The 26,980-nt window shown below is 70.4% G+C and carries 26 protein-coding genes; 16 read left to right on the top strand and 10 right to left on the bottom strand.

The genetic code is table 11. The features are described 5' to 3' along the window. Nucleotides 1-122: 122 nt before the first annotated feature. Nucleotides 123-875 carry a GH25 family lysozyme gene (locus tag Vqi01_RS05555; RefSeq protein WP_204033412.1) on the top strand — a complete coding sequence of 251 codons (753 nt, stop codon included), beginning with the start codon at nucleotides 123-125 and terminating at the stop codon, nucleotides 873-875. Nucleotides 876-983: 108 nt separating this feature from the next. Here Vqi01_RS05555 and Vqi01_RS05550 read toward each other — a convergent pair whose 3' ends face one another. Next, nucleotides 984-1,220 carry a hypothetical protein gene (locus Vqi01_RS05550; RefSeq protein ID WP_204033411.1) on the bottom strand — a complete coding sequence of 79 codons (237 nt, stop codon included), beginning with the start codon at nucleotides 1,218-1,220 and terminating at the stop codon, nucleotides 984-986. A 63-nt stretch (nucleotides 1,221-1,283) separates the two neighbouring features. After that, nucleotides 1,284-3,401 carry a serine/threonine-protein kinase gene (locus tag Vqi01_RS05545; RefSeq protein WP_204033410.1) on the bottom strand — a complete coding sequence of 706 codons (2,118 nt, stop codon included), beginning with the start codon at nucleotides 3,399-3,401 and terminating at the stop codon, nucleotides 1,284-1,286. Nucleotides 3,402-3,492: 91 nt separating this feature from the next. On the opposite strand from Vqi01_RS05545, the gene Vqi01_RS05540 reads away from it, so the two are divergent. From Vqi01_RS05540 to Vqi01_RS05515, 6 genes are all read left to right on the top strand, one after another. Beyond that, nucleotides 3,493-3,705, top strand: a complete 213-nt coding sequence (locus Vqi01_RS05540) for an acyl-CoA carboxylase subunit epsilon (RefSeq protein WP_204033408.1) — start codon at nucleotides 3,493-3,495, stop codon at nucleotides 3,703-3,705. A gap of 124 nt (nucleotides 3,706-3,829) precedes the next feature. Further along, entirely contained in the window at nucleotides 3,830-4,291 is a 462-nt protein-coding gene (locus Vqi01_RS05535; protein ID WP_204033407.1) for a hypothetical protein, read from the top strand. Further along, nucleotides 4,288-5,661: a hypothetical protein gene (locus Vqi01_RS05530; protein WP_204033406.1), complete on the top strand. Its 1,374-nt coding sequence runs from the start codon at nucleotides 4,288-4,290 to the stop codon at nucleotides 5,659-5,661. Before Vqi01_RS05535 ends, Vqi01_RS05530 begins: the two co-directional genes overlap by 4 nt. Further along, entirely contained in the window at nucleotides 5,658-6,839 is a 1,182-nt protein-coding gene (locus tag Vqi01_RS05525; RefSeq protein ID WP_372444310.1) for a S8 family serine peptidase, read from the top strand. The genes Vqi01_RS05530 and Vqi01_RS05525 overlap by 4 nt, the downstream gene beginning before the upstream one ends. Nucleotides 6,840-7,066: 227 nt before the next feature. Beyond that, complete coding sequence (locus tag Vqi01_RS05520) at nucleotides 7,067-7,723, top strand: Maf family protein (protein WP_204033405.1); 657 nt, start codon at nucleotides 7,067-7,069, stop codon at nucleotides 7,721-7,723. A gap of 9 nt (nucleotides 7,724-7,732) precedes the next feature. Next, nucleotides 7,733-8,386 carry an O-methyltransferase gene (locus Vqi01_RS05515; protein WP_204033403.1) on the top strand — a complete coding sequence of 218 codons (654 nt, stop codon included), beginning with the start codon at nucleotides 7,733-7,735 and terminating at the stop codon, nucleotides 8,384-8,386. Between the two features lie 75 nt (nucleotides 8,387-8,461). Here Vqi01_RS05515 and Vqi01_RS05510 read toward each other — a convergent pair whose 3' ends face one another. Both Vqi01_RS05510 and Vqi01_RS05505 read right to left on the bottom strand, forming a co-directional pair. Next, nucleotides 8,462-9,217: an ABC transporter permease gene (locus tag Vqi01_RS05510; RefSeq protein WP_204033402.1), complete on the bottom strand. Its 756-nt coding sequence runs from the start codon at nucleotides 9,215-9,217 to the stop codon at nucleotides 8,462-8,464. An 18-nt stretch (nucleotides 9,218-9,235) separates the two neighbouring features. Next, on the bottom strand, nucleotides 9,236-10,195 hold the full coding sequence (locus tag Vqi01_RS05505) for an ATP-binding cassette domain-containing protein (protein WP_204033401.1): 960 nt from the start codon (nucleotides 10,193-10,195) through the stop codon (nucleotides 9,236-9,238). A gap of 183 nt (nucleotides 10,196-10,378) precedes the next feature. On the opposite strand from Vqi01_RS05505, the gene Vqi01_RS05500 reads away from it, so the two are divergent. Beyond that, entirely contained in the window at nucleotides 10,379-12,133 is a 1,755-nt protein-coding gene (locus tag Vqi01_RS05500; RefSeq protein ID WP_204033400.1) for an acetyl/propionyl/methylcrotonyl-CoA carboxylase subunit alpha, read from the top strand. Between the two features lie 52 nt (nucleotides 12,134-12,185). On the opposite strand, the gene Vqi01_RS05495 is transcribed toward Vqi01_RS05500, so the two are convergent. Then, nucleotides 12,186-13,091 (bottom strand): LysR family transcriptional regulator ArgP, encoded by a 906-nt coding sequence (locus Vqi01_RS05495; protein WP_204033398.1) that lies wholly within the window; start codon nucleotides 13,089-13,091, stop codon nucleotides 12,186-12,188. Between the two features lie 70 nt (nucleotides 13,092-13,161). On the opposite strand from Vqi01_RS05495, the gene Vqi01_RS05490 reads away from it, so the two are divergent. From Vqi01_RS05490 to Vqi01_RS05465, 6 genes are all read left to right on the top strand, one after another. Beyond that, entirely contained in the window at nucleotides 13,162-13,758 is a 597-nt protein-coding gene (locus tag Vqi01_RS05490; protein WP_204033397.1) for a LysE/ArgO family amino acid transporter, read from the top strand. 69 nt (nucleotides 13,759-13,827) lie between these two features. Then, nucleotides 13,828-15,267 carry a GuaB1 family IMP dehydrogenase-related protein gene (locus Vqi01_RS05485; RefSeq protein WP_204033396.1) on the top strand — a complete coding sequence of 480 codons (1,440 nt, stop codon included), beginning with the start codon at nucleotides 13,828-13,830 and terminating at the stop codon, nucleotides 15,265-15,267. Nucleotides 15,268-15,342: 75 nt separating this feature from the next. Then, nucleotides 15,343-15,810 carry a MarR family winged helix-turn-helix transcriptional regulator gene (locus Vqi01_RS05480; RefSeq protein WP_204033395.1) on the top strand — a complete coding sequence of 156 codons (468 nt, stop codon included), beginning with the start codon at nucleotides 15,343-15,345 and terminating at the stop codon, nucleotides 15,808-15,810. Continuing rightward, entirely contained in the window at nucleotides 15,804-17,537 is a 1,734-nt protein-coding gene (locus Vqi01_RS05475) for an ABC transporter ATP-binding protein (RefSeq protein ID WP_204033393.1), read from the top strand. The genes Vqi01_RS05480 and Vqi01_RS05475 overlap by 7 nt, the downstream gene beginning before the upstream one ends. Before the next feature lie 76 nt (nucleotides 17,538-17,613). Next, nucleotides 17,614-19,653, top strand: coding sequence for an ABC transporter ATP-binding protein (locus Vqi01_RS05470; protein WP_204033392.1), 2,040 nt, complete (start codon nucleotides 17,614-17,616; stop codon nucleotides 19,651-19,653). Nucleotides 19,654-20,060: 407 nt separating this feature from the next. Continuing rightward, entirely contained in the window at nucleotides 20,061-20,789 is a 729-nt protein-coding gene (locus tag Vqi01_RS05465) for a DUF998 domain-containing protein (RefSeq protein ID WP_204033391.1), read from the top strand. A 65-nt stretch (nucleotides 20,790-20,854) separates the two neighbouring features. Here Vqi01_RS05465 and Vqi01_RS05460 read toward each other — a convergent pair whose 3' ends face one another. Next, nucleotides 20,855-22,258, bottom strand: coding sequence for an NAD(P)H-quinone dehydrogenase (locus Vqi01_RS05460; RefSeq protein WP_204033459.1), 1,404 nt, complete (start codon nucleotides 22,256-22,258; stop codon nucleotides 20,855-20,857). Between the two features lie 106 nt (nucleotides 22,259-22,364). On the opposite strand from Vqi01_RS05460, the gene Vqi01_RS05455 reads away from it, so the two are divergent. Then, nucleotides 22,365-22,820, top strand: coding sequence for a gamma-glutamylcyclotransferase (locus Vqi01_RS05455; RefSeq protein ID WP_043719680.1), 456 nt, complete (start codon nucleotides 22,365-22,367; stop codon nucleotides 22,818-22,820). A gap of 94 nt (nucleotides 22,821-22,914) precedes the next feature. Here Vqi01_RS05455 and Vqi01_RS05450 read toward each other — a convergent pair whose 3' ends face one another. From Vqi01_RS05450 to Vqi01_RS05440, 3 genes are all read right to left on the bottom strand, one after another. Further along, nucleotides 22,915-23,652: an SCO6745 family protein gene (locus Vqi01_RS05450; RefSeq protein WP_204033390.1), complete on the bottom strand. Its 738-nt coding sequence runs from the start codon at nucleotides 23,650-23,652 to the stop codon at nucleotides 22,915-22,917. A gap of 85 nt (nucleotides 23,653-23,737) precedes the next feature. Next, a complete protein-coding gene (locus Vqi01_RS05445) occupies nucleotides 23,738-24,670 on the bottom strand; it encodes a hypothetical protein (RefSeq protein ID WP_204033389.1) in 933 nt (310 codons plus the stop codon). 4 nt (nucleotides 24,671-24,674) lie between these two features. Further along, entirely contained in the window at nucleotides 24,675-25,307 is a 633-nt protein-coding gene (locus Vqi01_RS05440; RefSeq protein ID WP_204033387.1) for an MBL fold metallo-hydrolase, read from the bottom strand. Between the two features lie 115 nt (nucleotides 25,308-25,422). On the opposite strand from Vqi01_RS05440, the gene Vqi01_RS05435 reads away from it, so the two are divergent. Further along, the gene (locus tag Vqi01_RS05435; protein WP_204033386.1) at nucleotides 25,423-26,400 is read left to right on the top strand and encodes a DUF4349 domain-containing protein; all 978 of its coding nucleotides are present in this window, start codon (nucleotides 25,423-25,425) and stop codon (nucleotides 26,398-26,400) included. A 404-nt stretch (nucleotides 26,401-26,804) separates the two neighbouring features. Here Vqi01_RS05435 and Vqi01_RS05430 read toward each other — a convergent pair whose 3' ends face one another. Further along, nucleotides 26,805-26,957, bottom strand: a complete 153-nt coding sequence (locus Vqi01_RS05430) for a hypothetical protein (protein ID WP_204033385.1) — start codon at nucleotides 26,955-26,957, stop codon at nucleotides 26,805-26,807. Nucleotides 26,958-26,980: the final 23 nt, after the last annotated feature.

The following is a 26,980-nucleotide window of genomic DNA, read 5'->3' as shown; positions in this document are numbered from 1 at the left end:
CTGATCACCAGGTGGGCCGGCACCACAGTCGATACGTCTAAAGTTTTCCTGGCATCCATTGATTCGTCGGCGGCCCACCTTCAAAGATGGCTGTCAATCGACACCCGTCTCAGGAGGACGTCATGGGTCGTACCAGATCATCGTTGCGCAGGCTGACCGCCGCCGCGCTCACCGTGCTCGCGACCGCTGCCGCCGGGCTCGTCGCCACCGCGACCCCGGCCGCCGCGGCCACCGTTCCCGGCATCGACGTCTCGCGCTACCAGGGCACCATCAACTGGACGAGCGTCCGCAACGCCGGCATCCAGTTCGCCTTCATCAAGGCCACCGAGGGTACGAGCTACAAGGACCCGAACTTCAACGCGAACTACGTCAACGCGTACAACGCGGGAGTGATCCGCGGCGCGTACCACTTCGCCCGGCCCAACATCTCCTCCGGCGCGGTCCAGGCAAACTACCTGGCGTCCAACGGCGGCGCCTGGTCGGCCGACAGCCGCACCCTGCCGGCGGCGCTGGACCTGGAGGCCAACCCGTACAGCGGCGGGTACTGCTACGGCCTGAGCACCACCGCGATGCGCAACTGGGTGCAGGACTTCCTCAACACCTACCGGTCGCGCACCGGCCGCTACGCAGTCATCTACACCACCACCAGCTTCTGGAACCAGTGCACCGGAAGCTGGACCGGCCCATGGAACAACCACCCGCTCTGGGTCGCCCGCTGGTCCTCCTCGGTGGGCGCCCTGCCGGCTGGCGCCCCGTTCTGGAGCTTCTGGCAGTACACCGACTCCGGTAGCGTCGCCGGCATCAGCGGCGCGGTCGACCGCAACTACTGGAACGGCGACCGCAGCCGGCTGATCGCCCTGGCCAACAACACCTGACGTACGGCGGCGGGTCGGCGTCCCTGCTCGTAGCAGGCCGCCGGCCCGCCGCCGCTCACAGCTCTTGCCGGCGGTGCCCACCCGCAGCCTCCGCCAGCGCGGTCACTCTCAGACTCGCCGCCGGGCAGCGAGCCCGGCCGGCACGCTCATGCCGCCACGACGAGTAGCGGTGCCCCGGCGGGTCACACTCCAGCCGACGAACGCGGCTCCGGCCAGCGTCAGAACACTGACCAGCGTGGCCAGCACGGCGGCACCAGCGGCAGTGACCAGCAGTACGACGTTACCCAGCACCACGAGCGTCCACAGTGCCAGACGGGGCCGGGCATCCCATTCTCGGTAACCCATTTCGGGCCTCCCTTCCGTCGTCGGAGATCAAGTACCCCGAAACGGAGGAGGGCATGCCTCGGATCAATCCTGACGGTCCGGCACGAACTCCCGGAAGGCCGTCTCGAAGTTCGGCAGCTGCGCTGCCCACTCGCTGTCCGGCACTTCCCAGCGCAGCGCGAAACCCCGGTTGCTGGCGGTCACGAAACCCCGGTTACGGACCCGGATCTTGACCCCGTTGCGGGTCTGGTACCAGTCCCAGTCGGCGCAGGTCCGCCACTTGCAGTCCAGCGGCGAGATGTCGATCAGCCGGTAATCCTGCACGCCACGGACGTTCTTCCGGCCCGGTTCGAGCTGCCGCCAAGTCGCGGCGGCGTCCCGCTGCGGCCGGTCGGTGCGGTCGATGGTCAGTTCGCTGACGCCGTTCGGGTCCCGGTACTTGACCCAGGTGCCACCGGCGCTGCGCCGCCAGCCGTCCGGCACCGCCACCTTGAAGCCCACCGGGTCGCTACGCATCGTCCACCCTTGCGGCAGGCCACCGGCGGCGGCCTCGGACGGGCTGGGCGAAGCGGACGGGCTGGGCGGAGCGGCGCTGGTGGGTGGTGGTGGGGCGGGTGCCTCGGAGGTCGCCGCAGGGCTCGCCTCGGAGGTGCCGGCCGTGCCCTGCGGGGTCTCCCCCTCGTTTCCGTCGCCACTGCTGAGCAGCGGCACGATCACCACCAGACCTACCAACAGCAGGGCGACCAGGGCACCCACGAGGACGGCGCGACGGGTCTTCTCCGATCGCAGCTGGCCGGCTCTGAAGACGGAGCCGCGAGCCGGTGCCGGGCTCACCGGCGCCGCGGGCAGCAGCGAGGTCCGCTGAGGTACGGCCCGAGCGACGTCCTTCGCCGGTGGCGGCGAGTCCCCCCGCTCACCCGACACGTCGTGGCCCGGCACGTCCTCGTCGCCGTCCTTCTCCCCGGCGGCGGAGTCCTTGCTTGCAGCAGTGGGCGAGGTGTCCTGCTCGCCCGCCGGGGCGGCTGTCTCCACGGCGTCCACCTTCGCCGTCGGCGCGGCATCCGGCTCGACGGTGGGCGCGTCCACCCTGGTCGTCGGGGCGGTGACCGCATCCGGGGCGGCGCTGTCCACCTTCGCCGTCGGCGTCGTGTCCGAGCCGGACGGGGCATCGGTCGAGCGGTCCTGCGCGGAGCCGGCAACGCCAGCGGCGAGGGCGGACAGCGGGGGCGTACGGGGCGCGGGCGGAGTGACCGGGGCGGACGGCGTGGCCGTCCGCTCCCCGGCCGGTCGTGGCCCCGGCACCAGTGGCGGGCGCGGCTCACGCGGACCGTTCGGCCCCGGCCGGCGTACGCCGTCGAGCAGCGAGATGCCGCGTGCCCGCCGGCCGCTCGCCTTGCGCAGCATGCGCTCGGCGGACTCGGCGGTGATGCGCTCCTGGGGATCCTTGCGGAGCAGCCCGGCGAGCACCTGCTTGAGGGGGCCGGCGTTGCGCGCCGGCGGCACCGGTTCGGTGGCGAGCGCGGCCAGGGTGGCGATCGCTGACGGGCGCGCGTACGGCGACTTGCCCTCCACCGCGGCGTAGAGCGTGGCGCCCAGCGACCACAGGTCGGCTTCGGGCCCGAACGTGCCGTCCCGGGCGCGTTCCGGAGCGATGTACGCGGGCGAGCCGAGCACCATGCCGGTGCGGGTGACGTTCGGGTCGCCGGGGATCGTCGCCAGGCCGAAGTCGGTCAGCACCACCCGGCCGTCGTTGCCGAGCAGCACGTTGCCGGGCTTGACGTCGCGGTGCATGATGCCAGCCTTGTGCGCGGCCTTCAGCGCGTTCAGCACGCCCAGCCCGATCTCCACCGCCCGCGCCGGGGACACCGGCCCGTCCGCCGCGAGAGTGTCCTGCAGGGACCGGGACGCCACGTACTCCATGACGATCCACGGGTCGCCGTCGGTGCGGAGCACGTCGAAGATGCGTACCACATTGATGTTGTTGAGACGGGCGATGGCCCGGGCCTCGCGCAGCGAACGCTCGCGCATCTCGCGGCGCTCGTCGTCGGTCAGACCCGGCGGCGGTACGAGTTCCTTGATCGCGACGTCGCGGTGCAGCACCTCGTCGCGGGCCTTCCAAACCCGGCCCATGCCGCCCTGACCGAGCGGCGAGATGAGCCGGTACCGGTCGGCGACGAGTTGGGGGGAGGAAGCGTCAGACATCGCTGAGACGGTACCCGGCAACGCTGAAGGTCACACCGCCGGCACGCCACTGTGCGACGAAGATCAAGGCCATGCCGCGTACGCTGAGGACATGCCTGTGGATGAGCCGCTGTTCCGGATCGTGCGCGGCGCCCCGACGGCCGAGGAGGTGGCCGCGCTGGTCGGCGCGCTCCTCGCGCGATCCCGCCCGGCAGCCCCGCCGTCCCCGGCTCCGGCTTCGGCCTGGGCGCGCAGTGGCCGCCCGGCGGGCACGGGCCACCTGCCCGGTCCTGGCGCATGGCGCGCCTCCGGGCTGCCGAACTGACCCCGAAGCGCCCGGCGGCGCCCCGACGCGCCGGGTCCCGGCTTGGCGGCTGGGGCTCCCGAGGGCGGCGGGCACCCACTAACCTCACTCAGGGGAACGAAGCCGTGACAGTTTGGGAGGGCCGATGATCCCCGAGGAGGATCGACCAGCGTCCTGGTTACGCGGTTCCGGCGGCATCGATGCGGATATCCGGCAGCTGCGGGAGTTCGCCGACCGGCTACACGCCGAGGTGGAGAAAAACTACGCGACCCACCTGCCGTACATCGCCAACGACATGCTCGCCAAGGTGCCCGACCCGGCAGACGCGTTCATCGAGTTGGTGCACTTCATGCGGGCGCACTGGGAGACCCAGCAGGCCGCCGCGAACGCCGTCTGGGGCCTCGGCCACACCACCGGCCACCTGGCCGCTGCCGCAGGCCAGGTCGCCGAGCGGTACGGCACGGCGGACGCGTTCTCCGCCGCGCGGGTGACCGACGTCGAGCAGGCACTCAACCGGGCCGGGGCCGCCTCCATGCGACCCGGGCCATCGCCGTCGCTCACCGACCCCACCGGACCCGACAACGTGAACCCGGTGGTGCTGCCATGAGAGAACCCGGCGTCGGCCGCAGCGGCGGCCTCACCGACTGGTACCTCATGAACGTCGCCGACATGTGGGCCTGCCTCCAGGACCACCAGACCGATCACCACTGGCGGCACGTGGCCGGTTGGCGCAAGGTCTGCGACCTGGCCGGCCAACACCTCGACCGGCTCCGGACATACCGCGACGGCCTGGCAAAGGCCTGGCCGCCAGAGACCAACGCCGCAGCCCGCGTGTACCTCGCCGAGTTGGACGACCTGATCGAGCAGGTACAACACACGCACGATGCCGCCGCCGCCAACCAGAGCGCACTGTCGGCCGCCACCCAGGCGCTCACCAGCACCCGCAGCGAACTGAAGAAGATCTACGACGAGTACGCCAGCAAGCTCCAACAGAAGCGAGCATGGGAAGAGTCAGCAGCCGACCCGAAGGCCGCCGCCGGCAGCAGGACGAGCCAGCCGCCGGTCACCGACACCGACCTGGAACGCCTGAACATCCAGGCACGCGGCATCATGTACGGACTCAGCGGAGAACTCCAGCAAGCCCAAGTGATGCTCCGCCAACCCCCACCGCCACAGCGAGCCCAACCAGCCAGAGATCAGCCGCCGTTCGAAGGAAATCTTCCCACAGCCGCGGTCCCGATCATTCCCCCTATCGTGCCCGTGCCACTAACTGCGCCCCGCAGCGCTCAATCACCTAGCAGCCTGCCCTCGCCGACGCGGCCGGTACCAATGTCCAGCGCTCCCAAGGCGGGCCCAATTCTGGGTATGGCCACCCCCGGCCCAGCGCCCGCCCCTCCCAATCCCACAAATCTCGTGGGATCGCCCACCTCGCCGCCGTCAGGCCTAGGTACGCCGTCGGCACCGCTGCCCCCCGGGCTACCACGACCCGCTATCCCAAACCCCGGGCATATCCAAGCTGGCCAGGTCGGCCGGCCAAGCGGTGAAAGGCCAAACCCGCGATCGATGCCATATGGAGGCGTGATCGGCGGAGACCCAGGTTCCAACCTAAGCCGCCCCGCAGCGAGCGGCGACCAGCCCCGACGGGTCAATCCAATCGGTGGGGTAATCGGCGGTGGTGGAGCCGGCACCGCCCCGACGGGCGCAGCTGGTTCACGCCCGGCCGGGGGCAAGGGATTTAACGGAACCCAAAAGTTCCCAATTGCCAGCACGCCACCGCCCCAAATGGGAATCTCGAACGCGAGCGGGATAGGCGGCGCGCCCGCTCGGCCCGGCGACAACAAAAAAGATTACGAAGAGCTGCGCCAGTGGGACCCGGACAATCCCTGGGAGACGGATCGAGGAGTGAGCCCGGTGGTTCAACCACCCGACGACGAGGGGCCAATCGACCCCGGCCCCGCTATCGGCATTAATCGGTGATGATTTACGCCACAAGGGTGTGGGCTAGCTTTATCTGCACCTCGCTACTCATTCCGACTCCCACCTTGTCTTTGCAGGCTAATGCGTTGATCGCACCAGCAATAGCAACGGAGGCCAGCAAGATTCGTAATAAGCAATGGCATCTCGATTTTCTCGGGATCAGCAGCGCCCACGCGATCAGCAGAGGCGATGGGGTAGTCGTTGCCGTAGTGGATACGGGAGTCGATCCACACCCAGACCTTCGGAGTAACCTGCTTTCAGGCGCTAATGTCATCCCTGGTGAAAGCGGCGACGGCCGACAGGATCGAGACGGCCATGGCACTGGAATGGGCGGGCTCATAGCCGCCCATGGCCAAACGCCAGACAAAGGAGCACTGGGCGTTGCACCAGAGGCGAAGATACTGCCGGTTCGCTTCAAAATAGATGGCCCTCATGGAGAGGCAGGCGGACTTGCTCAATCTATCGGCTACGCGACCCAGAATGGGGCTCGTGTAATTAGCATTTCGTCCACTGGCGCTCCTGGCGCCGAGGTTCAACAGGCAGTTCAGGCGGCAGCTCAAGCGGACATCGTGCTTGTCGCAGCAGCTGGAAACCAACCGGATGACCAGCACATCGGGTTCCCTGCAGCCTATCCGAATGTGATTGCCGTTGGCGGCATTAACCGAGACGGAAGACATGCCGACGTTTCAGTAATCGGACAAGAGATTGACATTGTAGCGCCAGCAGTTGAGATTTACAGCACTGGCATCAACGGCGGATATCGAGTTGGCACGGGTACGTCTGGGGCTGCGGCGATTGTGGCGGGGGCGGCGGCGTTGATTCGGGCGAAGTATCCGTACCTTCCGGCGGACGAGGTGGCGCATCGGTTGACCGCTACTGCGATCGACAAAGGGCCGCCTGGCCGCGACGACCAGTACGGGTACGGGGTGATCGACCTGGTGGCGGCGCTGACGGCAGACGTACCGCCGAGGGGTTTTGAATCGGTGCCGGCGACCGCGCCGGACGACGGTGGCCCGACCACGGCGGCGGATGGGCCGCGGGCCGACCAAGAGAGCAGTGCCGCGACGGTGCGTGGCCTGGTGACCCTCGGCGTGTTGCTGGCGGCTGGCGGTGCCTGGGGGTTGTTTGCTCGTCGCCGGCGCAGATCCGATGATCCGCCACCGCGGATCAGCCGCTGAGGCGCCCAGGCGGAGGCGGCATCCCCGATCGGAGCAGCTGGCACGGGCCCGATCAGGGGCGGGAGGCCATCTTCCTTTTGGACGATATTTCACTGTGACATATTTATTTCTGTATGACATAACGCTCTCAAGAAAGACGGGCCCACGGGGTTACCGCCCGTGACGGACGACGAGATCCAGGCGGTAGTGGGCGCGTGGCGCGCTAGGCAACCGGTAACCTCGGCGGCGTGTCTGATGCCCTGCCGCTCCGTCTGGTGCTCGCCTCGGCGAGTCCTGCCCGCCGCAAGACCCTCCAGGCCGCCGGCATCGAGCCGGAGGTGCTGGTCAGCGGGGTCGACGAATCGCTCGTGGTGACCGAGCAGGCCGAGGAACTCTGCCTGGAACTGGCCCGGCTCAAGGCGCAGGCGGTGCTGACCCGGTTGCGGCCCACCGACGACCAGCGCACGCTCGTGTTGGGATGTGACTCGGTGCTCGCCTTCGACGGCGAGATTCTCGGCAAACCCGAGGATGCCGGCGACGCTACCCGGCGGTGGGAACGGATGCGCGGCCGCAACGGCGTGCTGCACAGCGGCCACTGTCTCATCGACGTGGAGGGCGGGCGTCGGGCCGAGGCGGTGGCCTCCACGGTCGTGCACTTCGCCGACATCAGCGACCACGAGATCGCAACATACGTCGGCACGGGCGAGCCGCTCGCGGTGGCCGGCGCGTTCACCATCGACGGGCTCGGCGGGGCCTTTGTGGAGCGGATCGAGGGCGACCCGGGCACCGTCGTCGGGCTTTCCCTACCGCTGCTGCGGCGGCTGCTCGCCGACTTGGATCTGCGGATCACGGATCTGTGGACGAAGGTCGCGCCGGGCAACCAGTTGATCGAGCCGCTCGGTTAACGTCCAAGCATGACGCTCAAGTCGATCCCGCTCACCGACGAGTTGCACACGTACCTCGTCGCGCACGGCGCGCCGCCGGACGCTGTGGTCCGCGACCTGGCCGAGGAGACGCTGGCCCTCCTACCCGCGCAGGCTTCCATGCAGATCGCACCGGAGCAGGCCGCCTTCCTGACGTTCCTGACCCGGCTGCTCGGCACACGGGAGGCGGTGGAGGTGGGCACCTTCACCGGTCTCTCCTCGCTGGCGATCTCCCGTGGGCTCGCCGAAGGCGGCCGGCTGACCTGCTTCGACATCTCGGAGGAGTACACCAACGTTGCGCGCCGGTACTGGGCGCGCGCCGGTGTGGACGACCGGATCGAGCTGCGCATCGGGCCGGCCGGAGAGCGACTGCGGGAGTTGCCGAACGAGCGGTACCTGGACTTCGCGTTCATCGACGCCGACAAGATCGGCTATCCGATCTACTGGGACGAGCTGGTGCCGCGGATGCGCCCGGGTGGCGTGATCGCTGTCGACAACGTGCTGCGGCATGGCCGGGTGATCGCGCCGCAGAGCGCCGACGACCGGGCGGTAGCCGCGTTCAACGACGATGTCCTGGCCGACGTGCGGGTCGACGCGGTCATGTTGCCGATCGCGGACGGCCTGACCCTCGCGCGGGTGCACTGACCGGTCGCACGCCAGCGGGTTAATAAGGGGCCCCTCCTATACCGCAGGCGTTAATAAGGGGCCCCTCCTTACACTTCAGCGGACGCTGCGGGCGAACTGGCGGGCGGCCCAGAAGACGCCGGCGGCGGCCAGCACGGTGATGATGGTCAAGCCCTGCCAGACCCGGTCGTTGCCGATGTCCCCGTTGAACAATGCCCGGGTGCCGTCGACCGCCCAGGAGAACGGGTTCCACCTGGCGATGCCCTGCAACCAGCCGGGCGCGAAGGCGAGCGGCAGCAGGATGCCGGAGAGCAGCAGCACCGGCTGGGCCACCGTGTTCATCAGCGGGGCGAGCGCGTCCTCGCTCTTGACCTTCAGCGCGACGCCGTAGGAGACCGCCGAGGTCATCAGCGCGATCAGGGCGAGCATGAGGTACGCGAGCAGCAGGTCACCGATGAAGACGCGCAGGTCGAACAGGAGCGCGAGCACGGTGATGATGACCGCCTGGGCCAGCAGCGACACCACGTCGCGCAGTGAGCGGCCGAGCAGCAGGGCGAGCCGGCTGACCGGAGTGACCCGGGAGCGTTCGATGACCCCGGCGCGCAGCTCGGCGATCAGACCGAAGCCCTGGAACAGGCCGCCGAAGATGGCCAGCAGCACCAACAGGCCGGGCACGAAGATTTTGTACGCCTCTGCCTGGGTCGGCGCGTTCAGTGCGGGCTTGAGCAGCGGGGCGAACAGCAGTAGATACATCACCGGCTGGAAGACGCCGACGAAAACCCACACGGGGTTGCGCAGCAGCAGGTGCAGCTGCCGCTGGAAGATCAGCCAGGTGTCACGGGCGAGCTTCATGGGATCTCCTGGGCGGTGTCAGGACTCGCGCAGCGAGCGGCCGGTCTTGGTGAGGAAAACGTCGTCGAGGCTCGGGCGGTGCAGCTCGATCGACTTGAGGTCGAGCCCGGCCCCGTCGATGCGACGCAGGATCCGGGGGATGGCGGTGGCGCCGTCGTCGACGAAGAGACGCAGTGCGCCCTCGTCGAGGGGCTCCAGCCGGTTGACGTACTCCTCGCCCTCGAGCAGCTTTCCGACCGCGTTGGCGGCGGTGAGGTCGAGGCCGACCTGCACCACGTCGCCGGAGATCTCCCGCTTCAGCTCGGCCGGCGTGCCCTCGGCGACCACCTCGCCGTGATCCATGATCGCGATCCGGTCACAGAGCGCGTCCGCCTCGTCCAGGTAGTGCGTGGTGATGAAAACCGTCATCCCGTCGGTACGCAGCCGCCGGATCTCGTCCCACATGTGGGCCCGGCTCTGCGGGTCGAGCCCGGTGGTGGGCTCGTCCAGAAAGACGATCTTCGGCTCGTGGATGATGCCGAGTGCGATCTCGACGCGGCGTCGTTGCCCACCGGAGTACGTCTTGCACTTGCGGTCGGCGAACTCGGTGAGCTGGAACGCCTCCAGCGCCCGGGCGGCCCGCCGCTGCGCCTCAGCCTTGGCGATGCCGTACATCCGGGCCTGGAGGACCAGTTCCTCCCGCGCGGTGGACTCGTCCCAGGTGCTGCCGCCCTGGGCGACGTAGCCGATCCGGCGGCGCACCTCACCGGGATTTTTGAGCAGGTCGGCCCCGGCGATGGTGGCCTGACCACCGTCCGGCTCGATGAGCGTCGCCAGCATCCGCAGGGTGGTGGTCTTGCCGGCGCCGTTCGGGCCGAGGAACCCGAAGATCTCGCCCGCCGACACGTCGAGGTCGACGCCGCGTACCGCCTCCACCGTCTTCGTCTCCCGACCGGCACGGCTGCGGAACGACTTCCGCAGCCCTCTGGTCTCGATCATTTGCACTCCCCGTTCGAAGCCACCGTCGGCCATCTCATCACCGTCACCCGACCACACACGTACGACAAGGTTTCGCCTGGCGGGCCCGACGGGCAGGTGCGCCATCGCACACTGAGCGATCGTTAGGGCCACCAGGGTGAGCTATAAACTCCCGGTCAGTAACCACCGGGAGGAGTCACCAAGGTGCGCAAGGTACTCATCGCCAACCGGGGCGAAATCGCCGTCCGCATCATCCGCGCCTGCCAGGATGCCGGCCTGGGCAGCGTCGCGGTGTACGCGGACTCCGACCGGGAGGCCCTGCACGCCATGCTCGCCGACGAAGCGTACGCCCTGGGCGGTGAGACCGCTGCGGACACCTACCTACGCATCGACAAGCTTATCGACATCGCCACCCGGTCCGGCGCCGACGCGCTGCACCCCGGCTACGGTTTCCTCGCCGAGAACGCCGACTTCGCCCAAGCCGTCATCGACGCGCGGCTGACCTGGATCGGCCCCACCCCGCAGGCCATCCGCGACCTCGGTGACAAGGTCACCGCCCGGCACATCGCCCAGCGGGCCGGCGCTCCGCTGGTGCCCGGCACCCCGGATCCGGTCGGCAGCCCCGACGAGGTGATGGCCTTCGCCGTCGACCACGGTCTGCCGGTGGCGATCAAGGCGGCGTTCGGCGGGGGCGGGCGGGGCCTGAAGGTGGCCCGCAGCATGGAGGAGATCCCGCAGCTGTTCGAGTCGGCCACCCGGGAAGCGGTCGCCGCGTTCGGCCGGGGTGAGTGCTTCGTCGAGCGGTACCTCGACCGGCCGCGCCACGTCGAGGCGCAGGTCCTGGCCGACCAGCACGGCAACGTGATCGTGGTGGGCACCCGGGACTGCTCGTTGCAGCGCCGGCACCAGAAGCTGGTCGAGGAGGCGCCGGCGCCGTTCCTCTCCGACGCCCAACGGGCCCAGATCCACGAGAGCGCCAAGGCGATCTGCCGGGAGGCCGGTTACCACGGCGCCGGCACGGTCGAATACCTGGTCGGCAACGACGGCACCATCTCCTTCCTGGAGGTCAACACCCGACTCCAGGTGGAACACCCGGTCACCGAGGAGACCGCCGGCATCGACCTGGTACGCGAGCAGTTCCGCATCGCCGACGGCGAGAAGCTGCGGTTCACCGGGGACCCGGTGCCGCGCGGGCACTCCATCGAGTTCCGGATCAACGGCGAGGACCCGGGGCGCAACTTCCTGCCCGCCCCCGGCACGGTCACCGCGCTGCGGCTGCCCACCGGTCCGGGCGTGCGGGTGGACACCGGCGTCTCGGCCGGCGACGTGATCGGCGGCAACTTCGATTCCCTGCTGGCCAAGGTGATCGTCACCGGGGAGACCCGTACCGAGGCGTTGGAACGGGCCCGCCGGGCGCTGGACGAGCTGGTGGTCGAAGGGATGGCGACCGCGCTGCCGTTCCACCGCCTGGTGGTGCGCGACCCGGCCTTCACCGCCGAGCCGTTCGCCGTGCACACCCGTTGGATCGAGACCGAGTTCGACAACACCGTGCCGCCGTTCAGCGGCACCGCCGGTGCCGAGGTGGTCGCGGCCGAGCGGGAGACCGTCGTGGTCGAGGTGGGCGGCAAGCGGCTGGAGGTGACCCTTCCCGCCGGCCTCGGCGCGGCTCCGACCGCCAGCGCACCTGCCGCGAAGAAGCCCACCCGCCGAGGCGGCGGCACCATGGCCAGCGGGCCGGCGGGCGGTGCGGCTCTCACCTCCCCGATGCAGGGCACCATCGTCAAGATCGCGATCGCCGAGGGTGACACCGTCGCCGAGGGCGACCTGGTCGTGGTCCTGGAGGCGATGAAGATGGAGCAGCCCCTGCACGCCCACAAGGCGGGCACGGTCAGCGGCCTGTCGGCCGAGGTCGGCGCGGTCATCACCGCCGGCGCCATCATCTGCACCATCGACGGGTGAGGTGAAAGGAAGGGGCCCTTCTTAACGCCTCGTGTATTGAAAGGGGCCCCTTCTAACCGGTCACCGGGCGGAGGGTCTCGGCGGCGACTGCGCGGACGGCGGCGGTGAGCGCGATGAGCATCGGCGAGTCGAGATGCCAGTGCTGCCAGTAGAGCGGGATGTCCACCACCCGGCCGGGTGCGATGTCCACGCAACTGCCGACGGCCACGTCGTCCTCGGCGATCTGCTCCGGCACCAGCCCCCAACCGAGGCCGAGCCGGATCGCCGCGCTGAACGCGGGCACCGACGGCACGTAGTGCACCGGCGGATCGAGGACGCGTCCAGCCACCGTACGCAGAAAGCGGTGTTGCAGGCGGTCCTTGCGGTCGAAGACCACCACCGGCGCGGCGGCGAGCGCCGCCCGGGTGAGCCCGTCGGCGAACCACCGGTCCACCACCGGCGGGGCGGCCAGGGCCCGGTAGCGCATCGCGCCGAGCGTTCGTGCCCGGCAGCCCTGCACCGGTTCGCGCTGTGCAGTCACCGCGGCCATCACCGTGCCGGCACGCAACAGTTCGGCGCTGTGGTCCTGGTCGTCCTGCCGGAGGTCGAAGGAGAACCCGGGCTCGGCCGGCAGCCGGGCCAGCGCCGCGGGGAACCAGGTCGCGAGCGAGTCGGCGTTGACCACAACGGCGACCCGGGTACGACCGGGGTCGACGCCCGCCCCTCGCGCCTCGGCCAACGCCTCCCGTTCGAGCAGGGCGAGCTGACCGGCGAGGCGGAGCAGCGGGCGGCCGGCCTCGGTGGCGTCGCAGGGCCGATGCCGCCGGACGAGCACCTGGCCGACGGTCTCCTCCAGCGCCTTGATCCGCTGGCTGACCGCCGACGGGGTCACGTGCAACAGCCGCGCCGCCGCCTCGAAGCTGCCCTCGGCAACGATCGCGGCAAGCGTACGAAGCTGGATGGAATCCAGGCCATTCATGAAGCGGACCTTAATCATCTGAAGAATCTTTAGCTGGACCGGCGCTGGCACGTGCTCCTACCGTCGGTGCGTGCTCACCTCAGCCATCGCCGGTTTCTCGCTGGCCATCGCCCTGATCGTCGCCATCGGCGCGCAGAACGCCTTCGTGCTCCGCCAAGGCCTGCGTCGCGAGCACCTGGTGCCGGTCGTGCTGACCTGCGCGGCTTCGGACGCACTGCTGATCGGCCTCGGTATCGCCGGGGTGGGCTCGGTGGTGACCGGGCGCCCCGACCTGCTCACCGCGATCCGGTGGGGCGGTGCGGCGTTCCTGCTCGCGTACGCGGCGTTGGCCGCCCGCCGCGCGCTGCGCCCCGGCACGCTGACACCCACCGAACGACCGCCGGCCCGGCTCGGCGCCACGCTGGCGGCCTGTCTGGCCTTCACCTATCTCAATCCGCACGTGTATCTGGACACCGTGCTGCTGCTCGGCAGCCTGGCCCAGCAGCACCAGCATCGCTGGGTGTTCGGTCTCGGCGCGGCGGCGGCCAGCGTGGTCTGGTTCACCGCGCTGGGTGCCGGTGCGTACCGGCTCGCTCCGCTGCTCGCCCGGGCTCGGGTCTGGCGGGTCCTCGACGGCGTGATCGCGGTGGTGATGGTGCTGGTGGCGGTCGCACTGCTGCTCGAATGAGAGCGACTGAGCGGGTGTTTTCGCTTACCACGGACAACGCCGGGGACCGACGACAGGAATGATGGCCGAGTGCGGTTCCTCAACGGCGCGACTCCCGCGTACGACCTGACCTACAACGACGTCTTCATGGCACCGGCCCGCTCGGAGGTGAGTTCGCGGTTGGATGTCGACCTGGCCACCGGCGACGGCACGGGCAGCACGATCCCGATCGTGGTGGCGAACATGACGGCGGTCGCCGGGCGGCGGATGGCCGAGACCGTGGCCCGGCGCGGCGGCATCGCGGTCATTCCCCAGGACATCCCGATCGAGGTGGTGGCCGAGGTAGTCGCGTGGGTCAAGCAGCGGCACCTGGTGTACGACACCGCCATCGCGCTCGGGCCGACCGACACCGTCGGCGACGCGATCCACCTGTTGCCCAAGCGGGCACACGGCGCGGTGATCGTGATCGACGACGCCGGTCGCCCGATGGGGGTGGTCACCGACGCCGACACCGTCGGGGTGGACCGCTTCGCCCAACTGCGCGACGTGATGTCCACCGAGCTGCACACCGTGCCGGCGGACGCGGACCCGCGTACCGGCTTCGATCGGCTCTCCGCCGGCCGGCGGCGGCTGGCCCCGGTGGTCGACGGCGAGGGTCGACTGGTCGGCGTGCTCACCCGGCAGGGTGCGCTGCGGGCAACGCTCTACACACCGGCGGTGGACGGCCAGGGCCGGCTGCGGATCGCGGCGGCGGTGGGCATCAACGGTGACGTGGCGGGCAAGGCCGCCGCGCTGCTGGAGGCGGGGGTGGACACCCTGGTCGTGGACACCGCGCACGGTCACCAGGAACGGATGATCTCCGCGCTCCGGACCGTCCGCGGGCTCGACCCGGGTGTCCCGGTGGCCGCCGGCAACGTGGTCACCGCCGGTGGCGTACGCGACCTGGTCGAGGCGGGCGCGGACATCATCAAGGTCGGCGTCGGTCCGGGCGCGATGTGCACCACCCGGATGATGACGGGGGTGGGTCGCCCGCAGTTCTCGGCGGTGCTCGACTGCGCGGCGGCGGCCCGGCGGCTGGGCCGCCACGTCTGGGCCGACGGCGGCGTGCGGCACCCCCGCGATGTGGCACTGGCGCTGGCCGCCGGGGCGTCCAACGTGATGATCGGCTCCTGGTTCGCCGGCACCTACGAGTCGCCCGGCGACCTCTACAACGACGAGGACGGCCGGCGGTACAAGGAGAGCTTCGGCATGGCCTCGGCGCGAGCGGTCAGCGCGCGGACCGCCGAGGACAGCCCGTACGACCGGGCACGCAAGGCGATCTTCGAGGAGGGCATCTCGTCGGCCCGGATGTACCTGGACCCGACCCGCCCCGGCGTGGAGGACCTGATCGACGAAATCATCTCCGGCGTACGGAGCGCCTTCACCTACGCTGGCGCGCGGAACCTGGACGAGTTCCACGAGCGGGTGCTGATCGGCGTGCAGAGCACCGCCGGCTACACCGAGGGGATGCCGCTGCCGACCAGTTGGTGACCCGCGGCTCGGCACGGAGCGGCCTGGAGCGGAAATTCGTTCGGCCCCTGATTGTCAGGAGGCTAATGTGCGAACATGACTTTGATTCAGCTGGCGGACGTGCCGCTCGGTCGGCTGTTGGTGGTCGCCGGCCACCTCACCGGCCAACGGTGGAATCGCTACCTCGCCGACGAGCACGGTCTCACCCAGGCCGGCATGGCCACCCTGCTGGCCCTCGCCGAGCATGGTGAGCTGCCACACCGGCGAGTGGCCGAGGTGTGCTTCGTCCGCCCGGCCACTCTCACCGGCATCGTGGACACCCTCGAACGGGACGGCCTGGTGGAGCGACATCGCGACGACACGGACCGACGTAGTGTCAACCTCACGCTGACGACGGCCGGTCGGGAGCGGGTGGCCGCGCTCACCGCCGCGATCCGGTCCGGGCAACCGCTCACCTCGGTCGACGCCGATCCGGCGAAGGCAGCCGTCATCCGGCAGTTCCTGTTGGAGGTCATCGGCAGCGACGAGGCATCCGGCGGGGCGGCGGGAGGCCCGACGTGCTGATCCGGTTGCTGCGCGGTCACCTGCGGCCGTACCAACGACTGCTGGCGGCCGTGGTGCTGCTCCAGTTCGTCGGCACCATGGCCTCGCTCTACCTGCCCAGCCTCAACGCCGACATCATCGACCTCGGCGTCGCCCGGGGTGACACCGGCTACATCACCCGCACCGGCGGGTGGATGCTCGCGGTGAGCGTGGTGCAGATCGTCTGCGCAATCGTGGCGGTCCGTCTCGGCGCACGGATCGCCATGGGCTTCGGCCGGGACGTACGGGCAGCGGTCTTCGGACACGTGAACACCTTCTCGGCGCGGGAGGTCGCCCGTTTCGGCGCCCCGTCGCTGATCACCCGGAACACCAATGACGTGCAGCAGGTGCAGATGCTCGTGCTGATGAGCTGCACCATGCTGGTCGCCGCTCCGATCATGAGCATCGGCGGTGTGGTGATGGCGCTGCGGGAGGATGTCGGGCTCTCCTGGTTGATGCTGGTCTGCGTACCGGTGCTGGCGATCCTGCTGGGCCTGGTCATCCGGCGGATGGTGCCCGGCTTCCGGCTCATGCAGACCCGCATCGACGCGATCAACCGGGTGCTCCGGGAGCAGATCACCGGGATCCGGGTGGTTCGGGCTTTCGTCCGGGAGCCGTACGAGGTGAGACGCTTCGCCGCAGCGAACGCCGACCTGACCGCGACCGCCCTCCGCACCGGCCGACTGATGGCGTTGATCTTCCCCGTGGTGATGCTGGTGCTCAACGTCTCCAGCGTGGCGGTGCTCTGGTTCGGCGCGGAACGGGTGGACGCCGGAGCGATCCAGGTCGGCGCGCTCACCGCCTTCCTGCAATACCTGATGCAGATCCTGATGGCCGTCATGATGGCCACCTTCATGCTGATGATGGTGCCCCGCGCGGCGGTCTGCGCCGAACGGATCGTGGAGGTGCTCGACACCGCCTCCTCGGTGGTGCCCGCCCCGGCGCCGATCACCGAGGTGTCGACCCGGGCCGAGTTGGAGCTGCGGAACGTGCGGTTCCAGTACCCGGGCGCCGCCGAACCGGTGCTGAAAGACGTTTCGTTCCGGGTCACACCCGGCACCACCACGGCGATCGTCGGCAGCACCGGCGCGGGCAAGACGACCCTGCTCAACCTGATCCCCCGGCTGGTCGACGTCACCGCCGGCGCGGTGCTCGTCGACGGCGTCGACGTGCGGGAACTCGCGCCGGACGAGCTGTGGCGCCGGATCGGGCTGGTGCCGCAGCGGCCGTACCTGTTCACGGGGACGGTGGCGACCAACCTGCGCTACGGCAACCCGGACGCCACCGACGAGGAACTGTGGGCGGCGTTGGAGATCGCCCAGGCCCGGGACTTCGTCGAGGCCATGCCGGAGGGCCTGGACACACCCATCACCCAGGGCGGTACGAACGTCTCCGGCGGCCAGCGGCAGCGGCTGGCGATCGCACGAGCCCTGGTCCGTCGGCCGGAGATCTACCTGTTCGACGACTCGTTCTCCGCGCTCGACCTCGGCACCGACGCCCGGCTGCGAGCGGCCCTACGGCCGGTCACCGCCACCGCAGCGGTGGTGATCGTCGCCCAACGGGTCTCCACGATCGTCGGTGCCGACCAGATCATCGTCCTGGAGAACGGCGGCGTGGTCGGGATGGGCCGGCATGACGACCTGCTGACCAACTGTCCGACATACGCGGAGATCGTGGCGTCCCAGCAGACCACGGAGGTGCCGGCATGAGTGAACGCCAGCGAACGAATCATCAACTCAGCGTGCTTGTGCCTCAGGCCGGCACGCAGCGAAGCGGAGAGCCGGCATGAGTGAGCAACGAGTTCGCGGCGTACCGGCCCAGCCGTCGGCTCCGGACGGGCCCACGCCGAAGCGACTGCCGGCCGGCGGCCAGCGCGGCGGGCCACCGTGGATGGGCGCGGGGATGCCTGCGGAACGTTCCCTGAACTTCGGGCCGACCGCCCGCCGGCTGCTGCGCCGGCTACGCCCGCAACGTCTGCACCTGGGTGCGGTCATCGGGCTCGCGGTGGTCAGCGTCGGGCTCACCGTGATCGGACCCAAGGTGCTCGGGTACGCCACCGATCTGATCTTCACCGGGGTGATCGGCCAACAGCTCCCATCGGGCACCAGCGCCGACGATGCCGTCGCCGCGGCCCGAGCGGCCGGCAACCACAACTTCGCCGACATGCTCGCCCGGATGGACGTGGTGCCCGGGGCAGGGATCGACTTCCCGGCCCTGGGTCGGGTGCTGCTGCTGGCGCTGGGCCTCTACCTGGCGGCCAGCCTGCTGATGTGGTGGCAGGGCTGGCTGCTCACCGGGGTGGTCCAGCGGACCGTGTTCCAGCTGCGGGCGGAGGTGGAGGAGAAGCTCAACCGGCTACCGCTGCCTTATTTCGATCGGCAGCCGCGCGGTGAGCTGCTCAGCCGGGTCACCAACGACATCGACAACATCTCGCAGAGCCTCCAGCAAACCCTGAGCCAACTGCTCACCTCGCTGCTCACCGTGGTCGGTGTGCTCGGCATGATGTTCTGGATCTCGCCGCTGCTCGCCGTGGTCGCGTTGGTCGCGGTGCCGCTGTCGGTCGTGGTGACCGGGCAGATCGCCAAGCGGTCGCAGCGGAAGTTCATCGCGCAGTGGACCCACACCGGGGAGCTGAACGCGCAGATCGAGGAGGCGTTCACCGGCCACGACCTGATCAAGGTCTTCGGCCGGCGGCGCGAGGTGGAGGCGGCCTTCCACGCCAAGAACGAGCAGCTGTTCCAGGCCAGCTTCGGCGCCCAGTTCATCTCCGGGATCATCATGCCGGCGATGCTCTTCATCGGGAACCTCAGCTACGTGGCGATCGCGGTGGTCGGCGGGCTGCGGGTCGCCTCCGGCGCGATGAGCCTCGGCGACGTGCAGGCGTTCATCCAGTACTCCCGTCAGTTCACCCAGCCGCTCACCCAGGTCGCTTCGATGGCCAACCTGCTTCAGTCCGGGGTGGCCTCGGCGGAGCGGGTCTTCGCGGTGCTGGACGCCGACGAGCAGATCCCGGACCCGGCCGCACCGGTACGCTTCACCGACCCACACGGCCGGGTCGAATTCGAACGCGTCTCGTTCCGGTACGACCCGGACAAGCCGCTGATCGAGGAGCTGTCCCTGGTGGCCGAGCCCGGTCACACCGTGGCCATCGTCGGGCCGACCGGCGCCGGCAAGACCACCCTGGTCAACCTGATCATGCGCTTCTACGAGCTGGACGCCGGCCGGATCACGCTCGACGGGGTGGACATCACCGAGTTGCGCCGCGACGACCTGCGCGGCCGGATCGGCATGGTGCTCCAGGACACCTGGCTGTTCGGCGGCACCATCCGCGACAACATCGCCTACGGCCGGCCCGACGCGACGGAGGAGGAGATCCTCGCCGCCGCTCGGGCCACCTTCGTGGACCGCTTCGTACGCAGCCTGCCGGACGGCTACGACACGGTGATCGACGAGGAGGGCAGCAACGTCAGCGCCGGCGAGAAACAGCTCATCACCATCGCCCGGGCGTTCCTCGCCGAACCCGCACTGCTGATCCTCGACGAGGCGACCAGCTCGGTGGACACCCGTACCGAGGTGCTGCTCCAACGGGCAATGGCGGCGCTGCGATCGGAGCGGACCAGCTTCGTCATCGCGCACCGGCTCTCCACGATCCGCGACGCCGACCTGATCCTGATGATGGAGCACGGCCGCATCGTCGAGCAGGGCACCCACGAGCAACTGCTCGCCGCGCACGGCCCGTATCACCGGCTCTACCAGTCCCAGTTCCATCAGGCGGCCGGGGGCGACGACCCGATGCCCGTTGCGGCGGCGTCCACCGCAGGCTGATCGCCGCGTTGCCGGGCGCCCTGCTCCCGGGGAAGGCCGCAGGCCCTGTCTTCGGGAAGGCCGGGCCGCTGACACGGGACCTGTCAGCGGCCCGGCGGCGGCCTGCGGCGTCAGGAACGGGGGACCCGACGCGGGCCGCACGCCGACAACGGTACGCCGCTGCAGCGCCATCCGGCGACCACGACCCGCCACTAATCAACTTCGATGTACGCAGGTCGGGCCGTCCGCTCGCGGCCGCATGGCGAGCTGTCGCTGCTCACGTCCGTCGGGGATCATTACGGTGATGTCGGACACGTCCTCAGGGCAATCCCAGACCGGGCGGCGGCAGCCGGTAGGGGAGGTCCCCGGGGTGATTTTCCGTGCTCGTCCCGGATCCGTCTGGGGTGCCGCTGGGGCCAGGCTGAGGCATGCCTGGAACCCGGAACCACGGTGTACTGGCCCTCGGCGGGATCGCCCTCGCGGCACTGCTCGCCGTCATCGGTCACACCGGCGTGGACGACCTGGACCCACTGCGCCTGACCGTCAGCGACTACGCCGTCTCCGAGTCCGGCGGGTTGATCCATGTGGCGATGCTGCTGCTCGCCGCAGCCTCGGCCGTGCTCATCCCGGCCCTGAACAGGCTCGGCCGCCCCTACTGTGGTGCGCCCGCAGGCACGGCCGTCACGGTCGGTCGCCGCGGTCGGGTGGCCGAGTGGCTGCTGGCGATCTGGGCGGGCGGTCTGCTGGTGTCGGGGCTGGTGCCGACCAACCCGCCCGGCACCGGCATGGGCACTGCCGCCTACGTGCACCGGTACGCCTCGGTGGCTGCCTTTCTGGCGCTGCCGATCGCCGGCTGGCTGCTCGCCGACCGACTCTCCCCCGGCATCCGCGCCCGCCGCTGGCTGCGCGCCCTGACCCTGGCCAGCCTGCTGCTGGCCGTGGCGATGGTCTGGTCCGCCTACCCCGGCGACCGAGCCCTCTACGGCCTCATCGAACGCGCCCTCATCCTCACCGAGGTAACCCTCCTGACCCTCCTCGCCACCCTCCCCACCCCCCTCCCCACCCCCCGCCGCCCCCTCCCCGCTTCCCGCGATCATGCAGTTTTGGTCGCCGCAAAAGCCGCGAATCGGGACGAACCAGCGACCACAACTGCATGATCGACGAAGAGGTGGGGGTGGCGGGGAGCGTGGCGGGTGGGGAGGGTGAGGGGTGGGGGGTGGGGTTATTCGAGTTCGTGGAGCATGAGCTGGCGGGCGGCCTCGGTGACGGAGCCGGAGAGGCTCGGGTAGATGGTGATGGTCTGGGCCAGCTCGTTGACGGTGAGGTTGTTCTCCACCGCCATGGTGATCGGCAGGATCAGCTCGCTGGCCTTCGGGGCGACCACCACGCCACCGATGACCTGGCCACTGGCGGGGCGGCAGAAGAGCTTGACGAAGCCGTCGGCCACCTCGTCCATCTTCGCTCGGGCGTTGCCGGCCAACGGCAGCATCACCTGCCGGGCGGGGATTTTGCCGGCGTCCACCTCGTTCTGGGAGACGCCCACGGTGGCCAGTTCCGGGTCGGTGAAGACGTTCGCCGCGACCGTCCGTAGCCGCAGCGGCCGGACCGCCTCGCCGAGCGCGTGCCACATGGCGATCCGGCCCTGCATGGCGGCGACGCTGGCCAGCGGCAGCACCCCGGTGCAGTCACCGGCCGCGTAGATGCCGGGCACGTTGGTACGGGAGACCCGGTCGACCGTGACGTAGCCGCCCCGGGCCAGCTCGACGCCGTACTCGGCCAGCCCCAGCTCGCCGGTGTTCGGGATCGAACCGACCGCGATCAGCGCGTGCGAGCCGTACACCTTGCGCCCGTCGGAGAGCTCGACCTCGACGCCGTCGGAGGTGCGGCGGACGCCCTCGGCGCGGGAGTTGTTCAGGATGGTCATGCCCCGGGAGCGGAAAACCCGCTCGATCGCCTGCGCGGCGTCGGCGTCCTCGTGCGGCATCACCCGGTCCCGGCTGGAGACCAGGGTCACCTCGATCCCCATCGCCAGGTACGCGCTGGCGAACTCGGCACCGGTCACGCCGGAACCCACCACGATCAGGTGCTGCGGCAGCTCAGGCAGGTCGTACACCTGCCGCCAGGTCAGGATGCGTTCGCCGTCGGGCACCGCGGTGGGCAGCTGGCGCGGGGTCGCGCCGGTGGCGATCAGCACCGTCGAGGCGTCGATCGCGTACGCCGCCTCCTCGCCGCCGGGCGTGACGATCACGCGGTGGGTGTGGCCGAGGGTGTCCTCGCCCATCCGAGCCTGGCCGGAGACGAACGTGACCCCCGCCTTGAGCAGCTTGGCGTGGATGTCGGCGGACTGGGCCAGGGCGAGGCGCTTGACCCGCTCGTGGACCGCGCGGGCGTCGACGGTGACGGCGTCCAGGCCGCCGGAGTGCACCCCGAACACCTCGGTGTCGCGGTACCCGGTGACCACCTCCGAGCTGGCGATGAAGGTCTTCGACGGTACGCAGTCGGAGAGCACGCAGGCACCGCCGGCGCCGTCGGCCTCCACCACGGTGACGTCGGCGTCCATCTGGGCGGCGACCAGTGCCGCCTCGTAGCCCGCCGGCCCCCCGCCGATGATCACGATCCGGCTCACCACGACCGCCCCTCGTCCATGCTCACAGTGATTTTCTTCTTCTCGACACGTGCGACACGCACCGCCGTATTCTCCCCCACGCGCCAGCCGGGCTATCGTCATCGCCGTGCGTCATTACGCCGCCTACGGCTCGAACCTGGACCCCGCCCGAATGCGGGCATACTGCCCGCATTCGCCAATGGTGGGCATCGGCTGGCTGGAAGGATGGCGCCTCACCTTCGCCGGTGAGGACGTCATCGGCTGGGAGGGTGCGGTCAGCACGGTGGTCGAGTCGCCCGGCGACCGGGTGTTCGTCGCGCTCTACGACATCCACCCCTACGACGCGGCCCAGCTGGACGAGATCGAGGGCGTGACCTCCGGCACCTACCGGAAGCTGACCGTCCGCGTGTCGACTCTGGATGGCGACGTGACCGCCTGGGTCTACGTCTTCGACGGCTACGAGGGCGGGTTGCCCACCTCGTGGTACCTGTCGGAGATCGCGAACGCCGCCGAGAAGGCGGGCGCGCCGGACGACTACGTCCTCGAGCTGCGGTCCCGCCCCACCGGCACCGCGTCGGCGTAGTACGTCTTCCACGCCCCCAGTCTGCTATCGGCCGCCGTCGGACCGGGCCCCGGCCCCGAAGCCCGGGTGGTCCGTACCCGTTTCGGGCGGTTCGTCAGCCCTGGGTGTGCGCCCGCGTCACGGCCAGTAGTTCCAGCAGCTCGGCGCAGTCGCCGGGACCAAGCGCCCCGAACGCGGGTGAGACGAGCCGGTCGGTCACCGCCTCGGCCCACAGCCGGCGCCGGACCAGCGGTCCGACCGGTGGGTACGGCGGCGGCCACCCACAGGCGACCGCGCCGCTCTCGCCCTCCGGGCCGGCCAGCACCGCCTCCAGCGGACTCATCCCGCTGGCCCGCACGGCGACCAGATGGGCGCCGGTGAAATGCTCCCGGAGCAGGCGCAGCCCGGCGGCGGCCCGGGCACCGGGGTGCTGCGCCTGCGGCGGCATGGCCCGCCACGCCGCGAACAGCGGCATCCCGCTGGCGTCGGCTGCCGCGACCGCCCGTTCGACCAGCGTGGCGAGCCGGTCGACGCCGGGCAGCGCGGACAGGTTCTCGTCGCCCCAGCGGCAGCACTCGGCCAGGCTGGCGGCGGCCACCTCGAAGGGCCGTGCGGTGCGGACGGCGGCGTCCCAGCCGTCGGCGACCGCGTCGGGGGCGATGAAGCCGAGCGCGGCGGCCACCGTCTCGGCTCGGACGTCGCCCAGCGCGCCGGCCCGGCCGGTGATGTAGAACGCCCAGCCCGAGATGCCGAGCAACCGGGCCCGGTTCAGGGTGGTGGGACACCGGTTGTAGGCCTCTCCGAGCGCCAGCACCGCCGGTTTGCCGGCCGCGGCCGCCTGTTCCGGGGTCATCCCGCTCCGCCCGAACGCCCGCCCACGAGGAATTCGTCCGCAGCACCGTCCATGAGGGATCCGGCGGTAGGTCCGTCCACGAGAATCAGTCTGCCGCCCCGTCGCCGCCGCCGGCATCCCCCTCCTCGGCTGCCAACGCCTCCATCGCGGCCTCGACCTCACCGGTACGGCGCCGGGCGGCACTGGCGGCCCGCTCGGCCGCCCGGCGGGCCAACCGCGCTCGGCTCAGTTCCTGCTCGGCGATGGCTCGGTGACGCTCCAGCTCGGCCAGTTCCGTCTCGACGGCGTCCAGGGCGGCGCTCCCGTCCCGCTCGGTCGCCGCCGCGCCGGCCAGCTCCGCCTCGGCCCGTTCCTGGTCGGTACGCGCCCGTGCCAGTTCCTTCTCCAGTGCCGTACGGCGGCGGGCCAGTTCCGCCCGCGCCGCCCGCCGCGCCTGCTCGGCCCGCAACGCGCCCCGGTCCGGCCGGCGCTCGCGGGCCGTGGCGGCCGGCGGCTCCTCACCGCCGGTCACCAGGCGCAGCTGGGGCCTGGGCACCTCGCCGAACCCGGCGTAGTGCACGGACCGCAGCAGCCGGCCGGCACGCACCTGCTCGGCCACCTCCGCGTCGGAGAGCGCGGCGTTCAGCGTCGACTCGACCTCGCCCAGCGGCAGCTTTCCGCCCGCGGGCGCCCCTTCGACCCCGGCGGCGAGCCGGCGTACCTCGGCGACGAGCGCGCCGACCGCGGCCCGCCGCTGCCCCGACAGTTCCCGCAGGCGCGAGCCGCGCAGTTCGCGTTGGGCGTCGCGCAGAGCATCGGCCAGCTGCACCAGGTCGGCCACCAGTTCGGGGCGTTCGATGGCGAGCAGGTTGACCAGCCAGGCGGCCACCGTGGGCCGGCGCAACCGGGCGATCTGCCGAGCGGACCCGGGGTCGCCGGCGCGACGCGCCTCGGCGGCGGCGGTGTCCCGGGCGGCGACGAACCGGTCCGGCGGCGTTCGGTAGAGCCGCTCGACGAGGTCGCGCGGGAGGTCGGGCATCGGTTCAGCCGTCGATCCGGCTGCCCGGCTCCAGCCGTTGGTACGCGCTGCCGGACAGGGCGGTGTACTGCCGGTCGAGCACCGCGTACCCGTTGTCGTTGAGCAGCGCGTCGTGCAGGGCGAAGACCCGGCGCGGGGACACCGCGCGGATGAAGTCGACCACCTCGGAGAACTTCGACCAGGGCGCGTGGATCGGCGCGAAGAGGGTGTCGACCTGAACGTCGTCCGGGACGAACAGGGCGTCGCCGGGGTGGTAGACGACATCGTTGATCAGGTAACCGAGGTTCTCCACCACCGGGATGTCGGGGTGGATCACCGCGTGCCGGCCGCCGTAGGCGCGTACCGGGACGCCGGCGGCGGTGAACGACTCCCCCGGCACGACCGGACGCAGCATCTCGGCCGCGTCCCCCAGGGTGTCGGCGAGCGCGGCCGGGGCGTGGATGACGAACGGGCGCCGCGTCAACTGCCGGTTGACCGCTTCGACATCGACGTGGTCGGGGTGCTCGTGGGTGATCAGCACCGCGTCGACCCCGTCCAGCGCCACCGCCGGTTCGCTGAACATTCCCGGATCGACGACCAGCACCCCTCCGTCGTGCTCGACCCGCAGGCACGAGTGGGCGTACTTGGTGAGCCGCATCGTGATGCCTCCCATATCGAATCGTGACGTCCTGAGCGCAGTCTGCCGGAACCCGTGGGGTGGCGCGGGCCGTCCGAGCTATCACCGATGCGGGAAAAATGAAAGGGGAACGGGGATGAGCGTGCGAAGATCGCGGCGATCTCCGGCGGTGGCGGTGGCGGTCGTCCTGCTGCTGCTCGCCGGCTGCGGGAGCGGCAGCGGCAGCGACAGTACGACGGCGACCGACGCGGGGGCCGCCGCCGGGCCGGCGCACGAGGGCGGCAACGCCGCCCCGGAGGAGAGGCAGGGCGGCACCGGAGCGGCGACCGACACCCGGGTCGACCAGCGTTCGATCATCTACACCGGATCGCTCCAGGTGAAGGTGGACGATGTCGCGGCGGCCGCGCGCAGGGCCGCCGCCACGGCCACCCGGGCCGGTGGCTTCGTCGGCGCGGACCAGCGACGCAGTTCCGACGCCGACGCGGTCGCGGAGTTGCAGCTGCGGGTGCCGGCGGACCGGTTCTACGCGGTGGTGGAAGAGCTCGCGGATCTCGGCGTCCAGCAGCAGCGTGAGATCAACACTCAGGATGTCACCGAGGAGAGCATCGACCTCGATGCCCGCATCACCAGCCAGCGGGCCCGGGTGGAGAGCGCGCGGCGGCTGCTCGAGCGGGCCAGCTCGATCAGCGATCTGGTCACTCTGGAAAACGAACTGGGCCGGCGGGAGGCCGACCTCGCCTCGCTGGAGGCGAAGAAGCGGCGGCTGACCGACCTGACCGCACTGTCGGCGGTCACCGTCACCCTGGTCGGGCCGGATGCGAGCATCGCCGAGGAGAAGAACGAGATCGGCTTCCTGGTCGGGCTCCGCGGCGGTTGGAAGGTTTTCCTGACCTCGATGACCGTCCTGCTCACCGTGCTCGGGGCGGTCCTGCCGTGGCTGCTGGTGCTCGGCGTACCGCTGGGGGTGCTGTGGTGGCTGCGCCGTCGGCACGGCAAGCGTCGCCCGGAGGCCACCCCCGTCGCACCGCTCGTCACCACGCCACCGCCCGCCGCTGCGCCACCGCCCGAGGGCGGGGCGCCGACGCCGGTGCCGCACACCCGGTCGTCCTCCTGACGGGCCATTTCGGGAAACGGTGGTGGCCGTTCGCGCCGGCCGAACGGTCACCACTGGGCCGGGTCCACTGCGGACGGCAACACGTACGGCGGCGCTCCGCCATACTCGGCGTGACAGCCCGTCATGATGGGCGTCGTCGATCTCCGGGGAGGTGGCGTCCCTTGCCGAGCGACCGCATCGAGCATCCCCGGATGGAGGAGCTGGAGTCCCGGCTCATCACCTTCGCTCTCGTCGTGGCCCTGGCGGTCAGCATCGCCGACAACATCTTCATCGAGAGCCTGAACTGGGCGGCGCCGCTGATCTTCCTGACCATGCTGATCTTCCTGCGTTGGCTGAACGTCAACTTCGCGGTGATCGACTCGTCCGTGGTGTTCCTCGGCTACGCGGTGGACGACCGGGGCGAGCTACACGGGTTCAGATCCACGCTCCGCGAGCGCGACGAGTTGACCGGCCACCTCACGTACGGGGACTGCGATCCCGTCCGGGCTGCTCTCCGCAGCCTTCAAGGTGATCAGATCGAGCGCCTCGGTACGGAGGTCGGCGAGCAGAATGGACACCTCGCGGCAGACTCATGGTCGAA

Source organism: Micromonospora qiuiae (genome assembly GCF_016863555.1).
Taxonomy (GTDB): domain Bacteria; phylum Actinomycetota; class Actinomycetes; order Mycobacteriales; family Micromonosporaceae; genus Micromonospora; species Micromonospora qiuiae.
This window is presented reverse-complemented; position numbering and strand designations above follow the sequence as displayed.